The sequence below is a fragment of the Promicromonospora noduliphila genome, from assembly GCF_056951025.1.
Window position 1 is genome coordinate 3,739,145 of sequence record NZ_CM167806.1, and the last position, 16,866, is coordinate 3,756,010.

The 16,866-nt window shown below is 73.4% G+C and carries 14 protein-coding genes and 1 riboswitch; of the genes, 8 read left to right on the forward strand and 6 right to left on the reverse strand.

Going from position 1 to position 16,866, the window contains the following annotated elements; all coding sequences use genetic code 11:
• Nucleotides 1–148: 148 nt before the first annotated feature.
• Nucleotides 149–1,225, forward strand: coding sequence for a DUF4439 domain-containing protein (locus tag AC0QU1_RS16430; RefSeq protein ID WP_483570760.1), 1,077 nt, complete (start codon nt 149–151; stop codon nt 1,223–1,225).
• Nucleotides 1,226–1,283: 58 nt separating this feature from the next.
• On the opposite strand, the gene AC0QU1_RS16435 is transcribed toward AC0QU1_RS16430, so the two are convergent.
• Entirely contained in the window at nt 1,284–3,110 is a 1,827-nt protein-coding gene (locus AC0QU1_RS16435; protein WP_483570762.1) for a proline--tRNA ligase, read from the reverse strand.
• 389 nt (nt 3,111–3,499) lie between these two features.
• On the opposite strand from AC0QU1_RS16435, the gene AC0QU1_RS16440 reads away from it, so the two are divergent.
• Together AC0QU1_RS16440 and AC0QU1_RS16445 are read left to right on the forward strand one after the other, a co-directional pair.
• Complete coding sequence (locus AC0QU1_RS16440; RefSeq protein WP_483570764.1) at nt 3,500–4,480, forward strand: DNA-formamidopyrimidine glycosylase family protein; 981 nt, start codon at nt 3,500–3,502, stop codon at nt 4,478–4,480.
• Nucleotides 4,481–4,504: 24 nt separating this feature from the next.
• A complete protein-coding gene (locus tag AC0QU1_RS16445; protein ID WP_483570766.1) occupies nt 4,505–5,059 on the forward strand; it encodes a putative glycolipid-binding domain-containing protein in 555 nt (184 codons plus the stop codon).
• A 78-nt stretch (nt 5,060–5,137) separates the two neighbouring features.
• Here AC0QU1_RS16445 and AC0QU1_RS16450 read toward each other — a convergent pair whose 3' ends face one another.
• The 3 genes from AC0QU1_RS16450 to AC0QU1_RS16460 form a co-directional block, all read right to left on the reverse strand.
• Nucleotides 5,138–6,100: a GNAT family N-acetyltransferase gene (locus AC0QU1_RS16450; protein ID WP_483570768.1), complete on the reverse strand. Its 963-nt coding sequence runs from the start codon at nt 6,098–6,100 to the stop codon at nt 5,138–5,140.
• 108 nt (nt 6,101–6,208) lie between these two features.
• Entirely contained in the window at nt 6,209–7,351 is a 1,143-nt protein-coding gene (ispG, locus tag AC0QU1_RS16455; RefSeq protein WP_483576715.1) for a flavodoxin-dependent (E)-4-hydroxy-3-methylbut-2-enyl-diphosphate synthase, read from the reverse strand.
• 72 nt (nt 7,352–7,423) lie between these two features.
• On the reverse strand, nt 7,424–8,746 hold the full coding sequence (locus tag AC0QU1_RS16460) for a M50 family metallopeptidase (protein ID WP_483570770.1): 1,323 nt from the start codon (nt 8,744–8,746) through the stop codon (nt 7,424–7,426).
• 138 nt (nt 8,747–8,884) lie between these two features.
• On the opposite strand from AC0QU1_RS16460, the gene AC0QU1_RS16465 reads away from it, so the two are divergent.
• A complete protein-coding gene (locus AC0QU1_RS16465; RefSeq protein WP_483570772.1) occupies nt 8,885–11,191 on the forward strand; it encodes a hypothetical protein in 2,307 nt (768 codons plus the stop codon).
• 60 nt (nt 11,192–11,251) lie between these two features.
• Here the strand turns inward: AC0QU1_RS16465 and AC0QU1_RS16470 are convergent, their stop codons facing one another.
• Nucleotides 11,252–12,235: an SDR family NAD(P)-dependent oxidoreductase gene (locus tag AC0QU1_RS16470; RefSeq protein WP_483570774.1), complete on the reverse strand. Its 984-nt coding sequence runs from the start codon at nt 12,233–12,235 to the stop codon at nt 11,252–11,254.
• A gap of 124 nt (nt 12,236–12,359) precedes the next feature.
• A complete protein-coding gene (locus AC0QU1_RS16475; RefSeq protein WP_483570776.1) occupies nt 12,360–13,388 on the reverse strand; it encodes an aldo/keto reductase in 1,029 nt (342 codons plus the stop codon).
• A 119-nt stretch (nt 13,389–13,507) separates the two neighbouring features.
• On the opposite strand from AC0QU1_RS16475, the gene AC0QU1_RS16480 reads away from it, so the two are divergent.
• The 4 genes from AC0QU1_RS16480 to thiD all read left to right on the forward strand — a co-directional run bounded on the left by AC0QU1_RS16480 (nt 13,508) and on the right by thiD (nt 16,853).
• Nucleotides 13,508–14,110, forward strand: a complete 603-nt coding sequence (locus AC0QU1_RS16480) for a TetR/AcrR family transcriptional regulator (protein ID WP_483570778.1) — start codon at nt 13,508–13,510, stop codon at nt 14,108–14,110.
• A gap of 51 nt (nt 14,111–14,161) precedes the next feature.
• Nucleotides 14,162–14,259, forward strand: a riboswitch (TPP riboswitch).
• Nucleotides 14,249–15,160, forward strand: coding sequence for a hydroxyethylthiazole kinase (thiM, locus tag AC0QU1_RS16485; RefSeq protein ID WP_483570780.1), 912 nt, complete (start codon nt 14,249–14,251; stop codon nt 15,158–15,160). (Overlaps the previous riboswitch by 11 nt.)
• Nucleotides 15,157–15,876, forward strand: coding sequence for a thiamine phosphate synthase (gene thiE / locus AC0QU1_RS16490; RefSeq protein ID WP_483570782.1), 720 nt, complete (start codon nt 15,157–15,159; stop codon nt 15,874–15,876). Before thiM ends, thiE begins: the two co-directional genes overlap by 4 nt.
• Nucleotides 15,873–16,853, forward strand: coding sequence for a bifunctional hydroxymethylpyrimidine kinase/phosphomethylpyrimidine kinase (thiD, locus tag AC0QU1_RS16495; RefSeq protein ID WP_483570784.1), 981 nt, complete (start codon nt 15,873–15,875; stop codon nt 16,851–16,853). Before thiE ends, thiD begins: the two co-directional genes overlap by 4 nt.
• Nucleotides 16,854–16,866 lie beyond the last annotated feature (13 nt).

Sequence of the window (16,866 nt, forward strand, 5' to 3'; positions counted from 1 at the left end):
GTTCGACCGATGTGCTGTTGTTGTCCTGGTCAAGCCTAACGAAGCGCCGGACCTCGGCATTTCGCGATGTGCGTGGTGTCGTGCGTGGGGCCCGTGACCCGACCGCAACCGGCCGGGCGCGAGCCGGGCACGAGCAGGGCCGAGGAACATGGCATCATCGGCCACGATGAACCACTTCGGCCGCGAGGCCAGCACCCGCCGCCGGTCAGGACTGACCGCGCTCGCTCTGGCCTGCGCGGTCATTCTCTCAGGCTGCGGCGTGCGGCTCGAGACGCCGCCGCCCACCGAGCCGATCCCGGACGCGGCGGAGGTCGTGCGGCGCACCGCCGTCGCCGATGCGCTGCTCGTGGCCGAGCAGGCGGAGGCGGCCGCGGGAGCCGACGGAGTCCGGGCCGACGTCGTCGCGGAGCTCACCACGATCGCCAACGTCGCGACCGTGCAGGTGCAGCAGCTCGGCGGCGAGTACGACTCCGGCCTGGACGACCTCGTGTCGGAGCCGCCGGACGCCTCGCCCTCGGCGAGCACTCCCGAGCACACGCCCCGCGCCGTCGTCACGTCGCTGCGCGACGCAGCCACGCGCACCAGGGCGGCCGCCGACCAGGCCGAGTCCGGGCCGCTGGGCCGGCTGCTCGCCTCGATCTCGGCGTCGCAGACGCAGCACGCCAGGAGCCTCGCGCAGCTCACCGGCGCCCAGGGTCCGGCGCTCCCCTCGACCCGGATCCCCGAGCCCAGCGAGCCCGGCGAGGAGCCGAGCGACGGCGAGGAGTCCTCGGCCACCCCTGCCTCCACCGGGACGGAGCAGGCCGCCGTGCCCACCGGCCTGTCGGCCGAGGACCTGAACGCCCTGATCCTGGCCGAGGACACAGCGGGCTACGCGCTCGAGGTACGCGCGGCACAGGCCGACGGCGACGTCCGCGCCCGGGCGTACGAGCGCGCGCTGGTGCACCGGCAGCGGGCCCAGGCCTGGGCGCTCGTGGCCGGGATCGACGGCACCGGCCAGGACCCACGCCGCGTCGCGTACGCGGTGCCCGGGCCGGAGCTGACGACGACCGCTCTCGCCCGCGACCTCGAGACCGACCTGGCGCAGAACTACGCGACGCTGGTGGGCGTCGCCGAGGCGGGCACCCGCGCCATCCTGGTCGCGCTCCTGACCGAGACCACCCTGGCCGCCGCGCAGTGGGGCGCTCCGGCGGTGCCCTTCCCGGGGCTGCCGGAGCAGGCCTGACCGGTCCTGACCGGCCTGTCCGGCCCGGCGCTCCGCTGCTCGACGCGGTCGGACTCCGCTACCCGGCGAGCAGGGCCTCGACCCGCCCGGCCACCACGCCCGCGATGTCGGCGACGGGGAACTGCTCCGCCTCGCCCGCGCGCGGCCGCACCTCGACCACGCCGTCGGCCAGGCCCTTGCCCACCACGACGACGAGCGGCGCGCCGAGCAGCTCGGCGTCCTTGAACTTCACGCCCGGCGAGACCTTGGGCCGGTCGTCGTAGAGCACCTCGACGCCGCGGGCGGCGAGGTCGTCGGCGATGGTGGCGGCGGCGTCGAACACCTCCGCCTCCTTGCCGGTGGCGACCAGGTGCACGTGCACGGGGGCGATCGTGGCGGGCCAGGCCAGGCCGCGCTCGTCGTGGTTGGCCTCGGCGAGCGCTGCGAGCGCCCGCGTGACGCCGACGCCGTAGGAGCCCATGGTGACGACGGCCTGCTTGCCGTTCTCGTCGAGCACCGACAGGCCCAGCGCCTCTGCGTACTTGCGGCCGAGCTGGAAGATGTGGCCCATCTCGATGCCGCGGGCGAGCTCCAGCGGGCCGGAGCCGTCGGGCGCGGGGTCGCCGGGCCGTACCTCTGCGGCCTCGACGGTGCCGTCCGCGGTGAAGTCGCGGCCGGCCACGAGGTCGAACACGTGCTTGCCCGGCTCGTTGGCGCCGGTGATCCACCGGGTGCCGGACACCACGCGGGGGTCCAGCAGGTAGCGGATCGCGGGGACCTTCTCGCCGTCGGCGCCCTCGACCTGCTCGCCCTGGGGGCCGAGGGCCTGCGGGCCGATGTAGCCCTTGACGAGCTGGGGGAACTTCTTGAAGTCCTCCTCGGTCGCGGCCTCGGGCTCGGCGGGGCTGAGCGCCGCCTCGATGCGCTTGAGGTCGACCTCGCGGTCGCCGGGCACGCCGACGACGAGCAGCTCGCGGGTCCCGTCGGGCTGCACGAGGGCGAGCACCACGTTCTTCAGGGTGTCGGCGGCCGTCCAGGGCCGGTCGGGGCGGGGGAACTTCTCGTTCGCGACGGCCACGAGGGTGTCGATGGTCGGGGTGTCCGGCGTGTCCTCGACGTGGGCCGCGGGGGCGTCGTCGTACGGGATCGCCTCGGGGACGGGCGTGACCACCGCCTCGACGTTGGCGGCGTAGCCGCCGGGCGAGCGGACGAACGTGTCCTCGCCGATCAGGGACGGGCTCAGGAATTCCTCCGAGCGGGAGCCGCCCATGGCGCCCGACATGGCGGACACGATCACGTAGTCCAGGCCGAGGCGCGTGAAGATCTTCTCGTACGCCTCGCGGTGCTTCTGGTAGCTGACCTCAAGATCCTCGTCCTTGACGTCGAACGAGTACGCGTCCTTCATGATGAACTCGCGCCCGCGGATCAGGCCGGCGCGGGGGCGCGCCTCGTCGCGGTACTTGGTCTGGATCTGGAAGAGGATCAGCGGCAGGTCCTTGTACGACGAGTACAGGTCCTTGACCAGGAGCGCGAACATCTCCTCGTGCGTGGGCGCGAGGAGGTAGTCGGCCTCCTTGCGGTCCTTGAGCCGGAAGATGTTGGGGCCGTACTCCTCCCACCGCCCGGTGGCCTCGTAGGGCTCCCGCGGCAGCAGCGCCGGGAAGTGCACCTCCTGACCGCCGATGGCGACCATCTCCTCGCGGACGATCGCCTCGATCTTGGCCAGCACCCGCAGGCCCAGCGGCAGCCACGAGTAGATGCCCGGTGCGGCGCGGCGGATGTACCCGGCCCGCACGAGGAGCTTGTGGCTGGCGACCTCGGCCTCGGCCGGGTCCTCGCGCAGGGTACGGACGAAGAGGGACGACATGCGCAGCACGTCGCCCTGAGTGAGGCGTGCGGAAGACATGGGGCACAGCCTATCCGCGCGGGCGGCAGCGGTTCGCCCGGAATTCGTGATGCCCGGCGGCGGATCGCGGGCTCCGTCTCCCTGGCGACGCCGAACCGCAGGTGACGTGTCCCTGGCGACGCCGAACCGCAAGGTAGGTGTCCCTGGCGGCGCCGAACCGCACGTTACGTGTACCCCACGGCGCCGAACCGCGAGGTAGGTGTCCATCCCGGCACGGATGCACAGGCAACCTGCGGCTCGGCGGACGGACGGACGAGGAAGTTTCGGTTCGGCGCCGCCCGGCACCGCTCCGTCGACCAGCAGGTCGACCAGCAGTCGACCAGCAGGTTGCGGGCGGGCCACGCCCGGCAGGTCTTGCCCGGCCCCGCGAAGTCTCGGAGGATGAGGCCATGCCAGAGCTGCCCGAGGTCGCCGCGCTCGCCGACTTCCTGCGCGCGCGGACCGTCGGTCATGCGGTCGCCGGGGTGGAGGTCGGCTCGATCGCCGCGCTCAAGACGTTCGACCCGCCGGTCGAGGCGCTCGCCGGCGGCACCGTGACGGGCGTGGCCCGCCACGGCAAGTGGCTGGACCTCGCGGTCGCCCCCGCCGCCGCCACGTCCGGCACCGCCACGTCCGGCACCGCCACGTCCGGCGGCGCGGCCTCCCGCAAGGCACCGGCCGACGGCGCCCCGCTGCACCTGGTCTTCCACCTCTCGCGGGGCGGCTGGGTGCGCTGGTCGGACGCGCTGTCCACCAAACCGGTCCGGCCGTCGCTCGGCGGTTCCAGCAGGGGCGCGATCCTCGCGCTGCGCGTGCGGCTCGACGACGGCTCGGGGTTCGACCTGACCGAGGCGGGCACCCGCAAGCGGCTCGCCGTGCACGTGGTGCGCGACCCGGCCGAGGTGGAGATGATCGCGTCCCTCGGCGTGGAGCCGCTCGCCCCCGAGTTCACCACCGAGGTGCTGGCCGGCCTGCTGTCCGCGAAGAACCAGCAGGTCAAGGGCCTGCTGCGGGACCAGCGCGCCATCGCGGGCATCGGCAACGCCTACAGCGACGAGATCCTGCTCGTGGGCCGGTTCAGCCCGTACAAGCTGACCGGGTCGTTCACGCCGGAGGAGACCGCCCGGCTGCACACGGCCATCGGTGCCGTGCTCGCGGAGGCGATCACGGCGGCGTCGGGCAAGCCGGCCAAGGAGCTCAAGGACGCCAAGCGGGCCGGGATGCGGGTGCACGGCCGCACGGGCCTGCCGTGCCCGGGGTGGAACGGGACGCCGTGCGGCGACACGGTGCACGAGGTGTCCTTCGCCGACCGGTCCCTGCAGTACTGCCCCACGTGCCAGACCGGCGGCAAGCCCCTGGCGGACCGCCGGATGTCCAAGCTCCTGCGATGAGCAGCCTGCGATGAGCAGCCCGCGATGAGCACCGTCCTCTTCTGGCGCCGGACCGACGTAGAGGGCCTGGAACGCCTGGAGCTGACGACCGGACCCGACGGGGTGACGGCGTCCGGGACCGTGGTCTGCGCCGAGGACGGCGGCTTCCGGCTCGACCACAGGTGGTCGCTCGACGCGGACTGGCGCGCGCTGCGGGTCGACGTCGAGGTGTGGGGACCGCATTCCCACGGTGTCCTGTGCCTGGACCGTTCCGGGGACGGCTGGCTGGTCGACGGCGAGCAGCGCCCCGACCTGGACGGCGCACAGGAACCCGACCTGTCGGTCACGCCCTTCTGCAACAGCCTGCCGATCCGGCGGATGCGCTCAGGGACGAGCCTGACCCTGGACACGGCGTTCATCGACGGGCCGGCGCTCACGGTCGCCCGGTCGAGCCAGCGCTACGACCCGGTCGAGCCCGGGCGGGTGCGCTACGTGGACCTGGGGCTGTCCCGAGGTTTCGAGGCGGACCTGACGGTCGACGACGCGGGCCTGGTCGTGCGCTACGAGCATCTGTTCGAGCGGGTGGAGCCGTCGCCCTGACGCCGGGAGCCCAGCCCGGTCCCGGGACAGAGTCCCGGTCCCAGAACAACAGCACGGCCCCAGAACAACAGCACGGTCCTAGAACAGCACCGTCGCGAACGTGCCCACCTGCTCGAAGCCCACCCGCCGGTAGGCGGCGACGGCCCGCTCGTTGTAGGCGTTGACGTACAGCGACACCGTCGGGGCTATCGCCGCGCGTGTCGCGGCGACCACCGCGGCCATGCCGGACTCCGACCAGCCGCGGCCGCGGAACGCCGGCTCGACCCAGACGCCCTGCACCTGGGCGACCCCGCCGGCCACCGCGCCGAGCTCGGCCTTGAAGGCCACGGCGGGCCGGCCGCCGCCGTCGGGCACGAGGCGCACGAACGAGCGGCCCTCCGCGATGAGGGACCGCACGCGCTCCGCGTAGGCGGAGCCGCCCGAGGCGACCGGCGAGTAGCCGACCTCCTCGGTGAACATGCGCACGCAGGCCGGGAGCACGAGGTCGAACTCGGCGAGCACCGAGCGCCGGACGGCGGGCTCCGCCGGCACCAGGGGCGCCGTGCCGATGGCCATGGACGGCTGGTCGGCCCGCACCTCGCGGGCCGGGGGCCAGAACGGCGAGAGCTGCTCCCAGAGGGCGAGCGCCGCCCACTGCTCCCCCACGATCGACGACGACCGCCGCCCGTGCACCCGGGCCACGGCCGCGAAGGCGGTGATCGCCTCGGCGCGCCGGTCGGGATCGGTGAGCGGGATGACCGGGACCACGTTGGCGCCCGACCAGCACACCGCCTCGAGCGGCCCGACGGCGGGGAAGCCCCACGCCTGGCCCGATGCGGCGCCGAAACCCGAGCGGGCGGCGATCTCCAGCCGCGCGGTGGCGAGCACCGAGGCCACCGGGTCGACGGCGCAGACGGCGAGCGCCTGGGCCAGGTCCGCCCGCGTCAGCACGCGGGCGCCGCTCTCATCGCGGCGGCGGCGCGCCAGTATGTCCCGTTCGCCCGGTTCTAGCGGCCCGCTGGAGCGCGCTCCGGCCGGAACCGGGGTGCGCCAACGAGCCATGCCTTGCTCCGTTCGGGTCAGACACTTCAGTATCGCCCGAGCCTACGACTCCACCCCGGGCGAGCGCCGCACGTCGCGGCGGCCCTCCCCCGGTGCCTTACCTCAGGCTCAGCCGACCGAGACGACCGGCGAACCGGCCTGTGCTTCATTCTCCGGCGAAGGCATCTCATCCGCGATCCGCATCGCTTCCTCGATGAGCGTCTCGACGATCATTGCCTCGGGGACGGTCTTGATGACCTCGCCCTTGACGAAGATCTGGCCCTTGCCGTTGCCGGACGCTACACCCAGATCGGCCTCGCGCGCCTCGCCGGGGCCGTTCACGACGCAGCCCATGACGGCGACGCGCAGCGGGACGGTCATGCCCTCCAGCCCGGCGGTGACCTTCTCGGCCAGCGTGTACACGTCCACCTGGGCGCGGCCGCAGGACGGGCAGGAGACGATCTCCAGCTTGCGGGGCCGCAGGTTGAGGGCCTGCAGGATCTGGTTGCCGACCTTGACCTCCTCCACCGGCGGGGCCGACAGGGAGACGCGGATCGTGTCGCCGATGCCCTTGCTCAGCAGGGCGCCGAACGCGGTGGCCGACTTGATGGTGCCCTGGAACGCGGGGCCCGCCTCGGTGACGCCGAGGTGCAGCGGCCAGTCGCCGCGCTCGGAGAGCAGCTCGTAGGCGCGCACCATGACGACCGGGTCGTTGTGCTTGACCGAGATCTTGAAGTCGTGGAAGTCGTGCTCCTCGAAGAGGCTCGCCTCCCACACCGCGGACTCCACCAGGGCCTCCGGAGTGGGCTTGCCGTACTTCTCCAGCAGGCGCTTGTCGAGCGAGCCCGCGTTGACGCCGATCCGGAGCGAGACGCCGGCGTCCTTCGCGGCCTGGGCGATCTGCTTGACCTGGTCGTCGAACTTGCGGATGTTGCCGGGGTTGACGCGGACGGCGGCGCAGCCGGCGTCGATCGCGGCGAAGACGTACTTCGGCTGGAAGTGGATGTCCGCGATCACGGGGATCTGGGACTTCTTGGCGATGATCGGCAGCGCCTCGGCGTCGTCGGCGCTCGGGACGGCGACGCGGACGATGTCGCAGCCGGCCGTCGTGAGCTCCGCGATCTGCTGGAGGGTCGCGTTGATGTCGGTGGTGGGCGTTGTGGTCATGGACTGCACGCTGATGGGTGCGTCACCGCCGACCTCCACCTTGCCGACCCGGATCTTGCGGGTCTTGCGACGGGGGGCCAGAACCGGAGGAGGTGCTGCGGGCATGCCGAGGCTGATTGCGCTCACGGGTTCAGTATCCACTCTTCGGAAGGGGCAAACCGCACATCGTGTGCGGCGTCACGTGATCCGCACCGGATCCACCAGGTCCGCCACGATGAGGATGCCGCCCACACCGAGCAGGATCAGGAAGACCACGTAGGCCACCGGCGTCATGCGCGCGACGTCGGCCGGGCCGGGCAGCACCGCCGCCCCGCGGATCCGGGCGAGCGTGCGCTTGCCGCCCTCGTAGAGGGCGTTGACCATGTGCCCGCCGTCGAGCGGCAGGAGCGGGATCATGTTGAAGACGAACAGGGCGATGTTGAGGCTCGCGAGCAGGCTCAGGTAGATCATCACCCGGTCGAGGATCGCCTCGTCCAGCGCCATGATCTCGCCGCTGATCCGGGCGACGCCCACCACGGACTGCACGGAGTCCTGCGAGCGCTCTTCCGCGGTGAAGGCCTGGGTGGCGGCGTCGGCCACGCGGACGGGGAGCGTCGCGACCATGGTCGCCGTCTGCCACGTCATGTTGGCCACCTCGGGCAGGACGCGGGACAGCGGCTGCTGCTCGCGGACCTGGAGCGGCGAGAAGCCGACGAAACCGCCCTGCTCGACGAGCGGCTCGCCGTCGGCCCCGAGGATCGCGGCGCCCTGCTCGTCCACGACCGGACGCTCGGTGACGGCGGGCGTGACCTCGAGCGTGACGCGTTCGCCGTCGCGCAGCACCACCACCTCGGACTCGCGCCCGGCGGACTCGTTGATCAGGCCGACGAGCTGCTGCCAGCCGGTCACCTCGGTACCGCCGAAGGCGACGACCTCGTCGCCCGGCTCCAGGCCGGCCGCCGCGGCGGGGGCAGGCGGCTGCCCCTCGCAGTCGGCCCCGGTCGCCGTGGAGGTGACCGAGGCGGGCACGCACTCGGAGAGCTGGGCGACGGTGGTGGAGACGGCGGGCAGGCCGTAGCCGACCAGGATGATGCCCATGAGGACCGTGGCGATCACGAGGTTCATGAACGGCCCGCCGAACATCACGATGAGCTTCTTGGGCGCCGACAGGTTGTAGAAGGCGCGGTGCTCCTCGCCCGGGCGCACCTCGGCGACGGAGGCATCGCGCGCGTCGGCGACGAGCTCGTTCCAGAAGCCGGTGCCGCGCCGGGTGCCCGGCGGGGCCGGCGGCATCATGCCGACGAGGCGCACGAACCCGCCCAGCGGGATCGCCTTGATGCCGTACTCGGTCTCACCCCTGGTCCGCGACCAGACGGTCGGGCCGAAGCCCACCATGTACTGGCTCACGCGCACCCCGAACCGCTTGGCGGGGACCATGTGCCCGAGCTCGTGCAGACCGACGGAGACGAGGACGCCCACCAGGAGGACGAGCACACCAACGATGTGCGGAACGATGCTCACGGACCGAGACTACGGCACCCCTCCGACACCCCGGAAGGCGACGCGGGCCCTCCCGCGCCCCCGCACCCGACCTTCACGCGGGAGCTGGGTCGTTGGTGATTCGTTGAAACATCGGTTACTGATCATTAACCTGGCGACATGTCTGTTTCGTCCGTCCCGGCGTTCCGGGAGCTGCACGCGCACGGCCCCGCGTTCCTCGCGGAGAGCCTCACCTCGCTGTTCCAGACCGAGGCCTGGCCCGGCGTGGACGGCAACTCCGGAGTCGCCAGGCAGCTCCGCGAGATCGGCGTGGACGTCAACGCGATCTGGGCGGCCTCCCGCTGGAACATGGGCGACGACGGCGAGGCGCCCAACCGCCGCCACCCCGTACCCGGCGACCCGCGCGGCCCGCAGACCGCCGCCGCGCTTAAGGCCGTCGCCGGACAGCCGCGCGCGGCCGCCCTGCTCGGCGTGTACCTGTGGTCGCAGGCCGGCGACGCGCTGCAGTACACGTTCCGGCACGGCCGCATCATCGTGCCGCTGCGCGCCTTCGTCGAGGCCTGGGCCACGTGCCGCGACAGCGCCCCCGACGACGTCTGCCGGGCCGAGGGCGACGCCGTCGCCGTGCTGCTGCGCACGCTCATCACCCAGATGCACACCTCGGCCGCCCGCAGCGCGGGCGACCTGTCCCGCCTCGCCGACGCCGCGCGCCTGGCCGGCGAGCGGTGCGCCGAGCTGCTCCAGGCCGCGCGCGCCATCCCCGACCCGACCTCCCCGTTCCGCCGCGTGCTTGTGCCGCAGGCCGTGACCCGCATCCGGTACTTCCGCGCGCTGGCCGAGGCCGCGCTGGCCGCCTCCGATGCAATGGCCGGCGACCCGGCGCGGCTCGAGCCGGCGCTCGAAGGCCTGCGCGCGGCGGAGACGGACCGGCACCTCAACTACATCCTGGCCAGCGAGCTGCGCTCCTACCGGATGCACCTGGCCGAGCTGCACCGCAACCTCGACGCGACCTGGCTCACGCTCGACCGGGTCAGGACGATCTACGTCTACCCGTTCGGGCTGCGCGACGTCAGCCCGGCCGCGGCGGTGGCTGCCATCCGGCGCCTCGCCCACCGCGACGAGCGCCCGGAGCTGCTCGGCGTCGAGGCCTTCGCGGTGCGCGGGCGCCTCAAGATGGACGACGTCTGGGCCAGCGTCGACCGGGCGGCGCGCCCGTACGGCGGGGTGTCGCTGTCCATGCCGAACGTGCGCCTGGAGCAGCCCGACGGGACGTTCATCGAGGAGCTGTCCTGCGACGTGCGGCTCACCGAGTTCGGCAACCACTACGTGCGGTTCCGCTACTCGGCGCGGGACCAGTCGCCCCAGCAGGTGCGCGACGCCCGGTTCCGCCTGTCCAACCTGCACGCCGACATCCGGGTGCGGTGGATAGCGCCCGACGGCACGCCCGTCGACGTCGACCCGGGTGGCGCGCTGCCGCCCGAGCGGCTCTTCGACCTCGCCGACCTGCTCCAGCGCGCGACGGCCGACCTGGTCCGGCAGGGCACGGAGATCGCCCAGGGCCGCGCCCACGTGGTCACCACGGTCTACGAGGCGAGCAGGGGGCGCGGGCCCGCCGCGCCCGCGGAGCGGCGCACGCCGGTCACCATGGGGGACGAGCTGCTGGCCGCGTTCGGCTCCCAGGTGCTGCTGCACCCGGTCTCGTACGGCACGGCGACGCTGTGCGACTGGACCCTGCGCCAGCGCAACCCGGTGCTGCTGGAGGGCGTGCGGCACCTGGGCGACGTCGTGGCGGTGGCCACCAACTCCACCACCGTCGCGCTGGTCGGCACCGCGCACTTCAAGATCTCCCAGTACGGCTCGCTCGCCGAGTTCGTGGCCAGCCTCAACGGCATGTTCAGCGCCTGGAACGCCACCCTCGCCGACCACCTGCGGATCGTCGCGACGCTGCTCGCCGACCACGACGTGAGCAACGGCGACGACCTCGCCGACCGCAAGGAGCGGCTCACGCGCGAGCAGCTCCGCCTGCACGAGTTCGCCTCGGAGGTCCGCACCACGCTGACCACCATCACCTCGCCCACGTTCCTCGCCTCGGCGCTGGAGTCGCGGATGCTGAACCAGCTCCTGCAGGCCTCGCACTTCGAGCAGCAGGCCGCCGTGGTCACTGAGCGGCTGCGCGAGCTGCTCCAGGAGCCCATCGCCGCCCGGCTCGCCGCCCTCGAACGCCTGCACGGCGACCGGGAGCGCGCGGCCGAGGTGAAACGCGAGCGCTCCCGGCGCCGGCTGATGGACGGCACGCTGTCGGCCATCACGGTGTTCGCCGGCGTCTACGCCCTGATCGGCACCGTCCAGGTGGCCATGGACGCCACGCTGATCAACGGCGTCCAGGCGGTCGCCGCCACGGCTCTGGTCACCGTGGGTGCCCTGGTGACGGGGTGGACCGTCTTCAACTGGACCCGTAGGCACTGACCCCACGGGTCGGGGCGTGCGGGTCACCCGGGCAACCCGCACGCCCCGACCCGCCGCCCCCTACGCCTGGAGCAGCCGCTCGCTCAGCTCCCACAGCCGCTGCGCCGACTCCGGGTCGATCGAGTGCGACACCACGTCCCCCGGGACCGAGTCCGCGGTGAGGGGCACGTCGTCGTCGTTGAGCTGCGAGATGTCGCTGTTGTGCAGGTAGACGCCGCCGAGGCCGTCGAGCAGCGGGCTGGTGGCGCCGAACACGATGGTGGCGGCCCCCTGCGCCTCGGTCTTCTTCCCGTTCTCCGGGTCGATGATCGGCAGGCCCGCCTCGTCGATCAGCCCCTGGGCGCGCTGCGACTCCACGCCCACCGAGCTGTTGAACGACGTGGTGGCGATGACGCCGGGGTGGGCGGCGAACGCGCGGATCTTCTCGTCGGCCCACCGCCGGTCCAGCTCGACCGCGAACAGCACGTTCGCCGTCTTCGACTGGGCGTAGGCGAGGCCGGGGTCGTAGCCGCCGTGGGTGAAGTTCGGGTCGTCCCACAGGATGTCCGACATCCGCTGGGCCCCCGACGTCGTGCACACCACCCGGGCGCCGCCGGCCGCCCGCAGCGCGGGGTGCAGGCCGAGGGTGAGCTGGAAGTGGCCGAGGTGGTTGGTCGAGAACTGGGCCTCGTAGCCGCGCGCGTCGCGCACGATCTCGGCGGGCGCCGGGTAGCCGGCGTTGTTGATCAGGATGTGCAGCGGACGGCCGGTCGCGAGGTAGCTCGCGACGAAGGCGTCGATCGACGCCGGGTCCATGAGGTCGAGCTGGGCGACCTCCACCCGCTCGATCCCGGCGACCGCCGCCGCCGCTCGCTCGGTGTCCCGCGAGCCGACGGTCACCGACGCGCCGGCCCGGCTCAGCGCACGCGTCGCCACGAGGCCGAGCCCGGAGTGGCCGGCGGTGATGACGACGTTCTTGCCGGTCAGGTCGATGCCCGCGAGCACGTCGTCGACCGTGGAGGCCGCGGTGAACCCGGTTCCGATGGGCTGCTGCTTGTGTGTCATGACAGGTCCTTGTCCGTCTGGGTGGTGCGAGGCGGCGCCGTCAGGGCGCCTGGTGCGAGGCGGCGCCGTCAGGGCGCCTGGTGCGACGCGGCGCGGTCGGCGCGCCTGGTGTGGGGCAGCGCGGTCACGCCGCCGCGCGCTCGTCCGCGGGCCGACGGCGCAGCGCCGCCTGGTAGATCGCGGGCGGGTCGTAGGCCATGTCGAGGCGGCCGACGTCGGTGCCGGGCGGCACGATGGCGTCGATCCGGTCGAGGACGTCGTCGGTCAGGGTCACCTCGGCGCCGGCGAGCGCGCTGTCGAGGTGCTCCATGGTGCGCGGGCCGATGATCGCGGAGGTGACGCCCGGGTGGGCGATGGCGAACGCCATGGCGAGGTGGTTCAGCGGCATCCCCGCGTCCTGGGCGACGGGGATGAGCTGCTCGACCACGTCGAGGCGGCGCTCGTCGCGCAGGTGCTCGAAGCCGTACCGCGCCCGGTGGGTGTCGGCGTCCTGGCCCTTGCGGTACCGGCCCGTGAGCAGCCCGCCGGCCAGCGGGCTCCACACCAGGGCGCCCATGCCGTACTGCTGGACGGCCGGCAGCACGTCGCGCTCGATCCCGCGGTTCAGGATCGAGTACGGGGGCTGCTCGGTACGGAAGCGCTCCAGACCGCGCCGCTCGGCGACCCACTGCGCCTGGACGATGTCGACGGCGGGCGTCGAGGACGATCCGATGGCCCGCACCTTGCCCGAGTTGATCAGGTAGGTCAGGGCGGCGAGCGTGTCCTCGACGTCCGTGTCCGGGTCGGGCCGGTGGACCTGGTACAGGTCGATGTAGTCGGTGCCCAGGCGGCGCAGCGAGTTCTCGACCTCCGCGATGATCCAGCGGCGGGAGTTCCCGCGCCGGTTGGGGTCGTCGCCCATGGGCAGGTTGACCTTGGTGGCCAGCACGACATCGTCGCGCCGCCCCTTGAGCGCCTTGCCCACGATCTCCTCGGACTCACCGTGCGAGTAGGCGTCGGCCGTGTCGATGAAGTTGATGCCCGCGTCGAGGGCCTTGTGGATGATCTTGATCGATTCCTCGTGGTCGGGGTTGCCGATCGCGCCGAACATCATCGCGCCCAGCGCGTAGGGGCTGACCCTGATCCCGGTCCTACCGAGTGTGCGGTACTGCATGGCTCCTCCTGGGGTCGAGGTCTGGTCGGCGCCCGCGCTATGCCGTACTCTGGAACTAAGCGGAACGCTCTTCCAGAACTATATGGAAAGCCGTTCCGGATAGCAAGGGATGGAGTGACGTGACCCAGAACACAGCGCAGCGCCCGCTGCGCGCCGACGCGCAGCGCAACATCGACGCGCTGCTCGACGCCGCGAAGGCCACCTTCGGCACGTCGGGCGTCGACGCTCCCGCGAAGGAGATCGCCGACCTGGCCGGCGTCGGCGTCGGCACCCTGTACCGGCACTTCCCCAAGCGCTCCGACCTGGTCAAGGCCGTGTTCCAGAACGAGGTGGACGCCTGCGCCGACGCAGCCCCCGTCCTGGCGGGGAAGCACGAGCCGGTGGTGGCCCTGGAGAAGTGGCTGCAGCGGTACACCGAGTTCCTCGTCACCAAGCGCGGGCTCGCCTCGGCCCTGCACTCGGGCGACCCGGCGTTCGACGCCCTGCCGGGCTACTTCATCGGGCGGCTCGGCCCCGCCGTCGGTGCGCTGCTCGACGCGGCGGTCGACGCCGGTGAGATCCGCGCCGTCGCCAGCCCCAAGGACCTCCTGTACGCCGTGTCCAAGCTGTCCCTGCCCATGGACGACGAGGAGCCGGAGCACGGCCGGCGCATGGTCGACCTGCTCGTGGACGGGCTGCAGTGCGGGGCGGAGCCGGCCCAGCCCGGCCCACGAGGAGCCTGACGGCCGCCCGGAGACGGTTTCGAACACCGCCGCCGTCGGCCTATGGTGGTGCCCATTGGCGCGGGGCGCCGGGCGATGGCCCGGCTGAGACGTACCCGTGGAACCTGATCTAGGTAGTGCTAGCGAAGGGAACGCCTCATGGGTTCAGCCTTGCCCGACGCCGTCGCGTCGGTCGTCACAGCGGTGCGCAGCACCTCACCCCTTGTGCACTGCGTGACCAACGTCGTGGTCACCAACTTCACCGCGAACCTGCTGCTCGCGGCGGGTGCGGCGCCCGCCATGGTCGCCGACCCCGAGGAGGCGCCCGTCATGGCGGGCGCAGCGGGCGGCCTCCTGATCAACCTCGGCACGGTCGAGGGCGGCCAGGCCGACGGCATGCGGGCCGCCGTCGACGGCGCCACCGCGGCGGGCGTGCCGTGGGTGCTCGACCCGGTAGCCATCGGCGCGCTACCGCTGCGCACCCGGCTCGCCGCCGAGCTCCTGGCGCGCGGCCCCGCCGTCGTGCGCGGCAACGCCTCCGAGATCCAGGCCCTCGCCGGCGGCGCCGGCGGCCGCGGCGTGGACTCCCTCGACACGCCGGACGGCGTACGGGGCGTCGCGCTCGGCCTCGCCCGGTCGTCCGGCGCGGTGATCGCCGTCAGCGGCGCGACCGACCTGGTGACCGACGGCGAACGGGTGGTCCGCGTCCAGGCGGGCACGTCGCTGATGACGCGGGTCACCGGGGTCGGCTGCGCGCTCGGCGCCCTGGTGGCGGCCTGTGCGGCCGTGACCGAGGACCGCCTGCTCGCCGCCACCGCCGCGACGGCGTGGCTCTGCGTCGCCGCCGACCTCACGAACTCGCCCGCGCCGGGCAGCTTCGCCGTGGAGCTGATCGACCGGGTCTTCGACGTCGACCCGGACGCGGTGGGGTACGGCGGTGGTGTCACCGTCGAGTCGGCCGCTGGCGAGGGCGCCGGGACTGCCGGGCTTGCCGCTGGCGAGGTCTCGGACAGGGCCGCTGCCGAGGTGGCCGGCGACGGCGCGCACGAGTCCGCGCGGGCCGACGCATGAACGCCCGGCCCCGCCTCGACCCGTCCGTCTACCTCGTCACCGACACCGCGCAGTGCGGCGGCCCGGCGGGCGTCGTCGCGACCGTCGACGCCGCGGTCGCCGGCGGCGTGACCGCCGTCCAGCTCCGCGACCCGGGGGCGACCACACGCGAGCTGGTGGACCTCGGGCACGCCCTGGTCACCCTGCTGCGCCCGCTCGGGGTGCCGCTCGTCGTCAACGACCGGGTGGACGTGGCGCTCGTCATCGACGCCGACGGCGCCCACGTGGGCCAGAACGACCTGGACCCCGTCTCCGCGCGGCGGCTGCTCGGCCCGGGACGGCACCTCGGGCTCAGCGTGAGCACGCCCGAGGAGGCGCGCGCGACGGCCGACCTCCCGCCGGGCACGGTCGACCTGCTCGGCGTCGGGCCGGTGCGGCCCACCCTGTCCAAGACCGACGCGCGCCCGGCGATCGGCTTCGCGCGGCTCGCCGTCGTCGCGGCTGCGACGCCCCTGCCGTGCGTGGCGATCGGCGGGCTGCGCGCCGCCGACGTCCCGGCCGTGCACGACGCCGGCGCGGTCGGCAGCGCCGTCGTCTCCGCGGTGTGCGGCAGGCCGGACCCGGCGGCGTCCGCGCGGGAGATCGCACGTGCCTGGGACGCGGTACGGGCGGGCGGCCGCACGCGTGGTGACCACGCCGGTATGCGGTCCGGCGTGACGGCAGGACCGGCCTCGTGAGCGGTGTCCGCCCGAGCGGCCACCCGGTAGTCGCGCTGACGATCGCCGGCTCGGACCCGTCCGGCGGTGCGGGCATCCAGGCCGACCTGAAGACCTTCGCCGCGCTCGGCGGCTACGGGTGCGCGGTGCTCACCGGCCTGACCGCGCAGTCGACGACCGGCGTGACGCGCGTGCTGCCGGTGCCCGCCGACATGGTGACCGCGCAGCTCGAGACGCTGTTCGCCGACGTCGCGGTGGACGCCGTGAAGATCGGCATGACGACGGACGCCGAGATCGCCCGCGCGATAGCGGCCGCCCTGCGCGAGCTGCGGTCCGCCGGGCGCGCGCCGTTCGTGGTGCTGGACCCGGTGATGGTCGCGACCTCGGGCGACCGTCTCCTCGCGCCCGACGCCGAGGCGGTGCTGCGCGACGAGCTGGTGCCGCTGGCCGACCTCGTCACGCCGAACCTGCCCGAGGCCGCCGTCCTGCTCGGCACGGAGCTTGCACGGGACGACGGCGAGGCGGCCGACCAGGCCCGCGCGCTGCGGTCCCTCGGTGCGCGGTTCGTGCTGGTCAAGGGCGGGCACCTGGGGTCGGCCGAGTCGGTCGACCACCTCGCGGGCCCGGGCCTCGGGCCGGAACCCGGCGCGGTCACCGGTGCGCGAGCCGGGACGGCCACCGGTACGACTGCCGGGCCGGAACTCCGGTCGGTCACGGGCACGGCCATGGTGCCGGACGGCGTCGTCGCCCTGGCCGCCCCTCGGATTCCCACCCGGAACACCCACGGCACCGGCTGCACGCTCAGCTCGGCGTGCGCCGTCCTGCGGCCCCTGCACGACGGGTGGGAACCCGCCGTCCGCGCCGCCAAGGACTACCTGACCGAGACGCTCCGCGCGGCGGACGCCCTGGTGATCGGCGGCACCGGCACAGCAGGCGGCCCGTGGCACGGCCACGGGCCCGTCGACCACGGCTTCGCCGCCCGCTCGGTACGCCGCTGAGGCACCCCGCGCT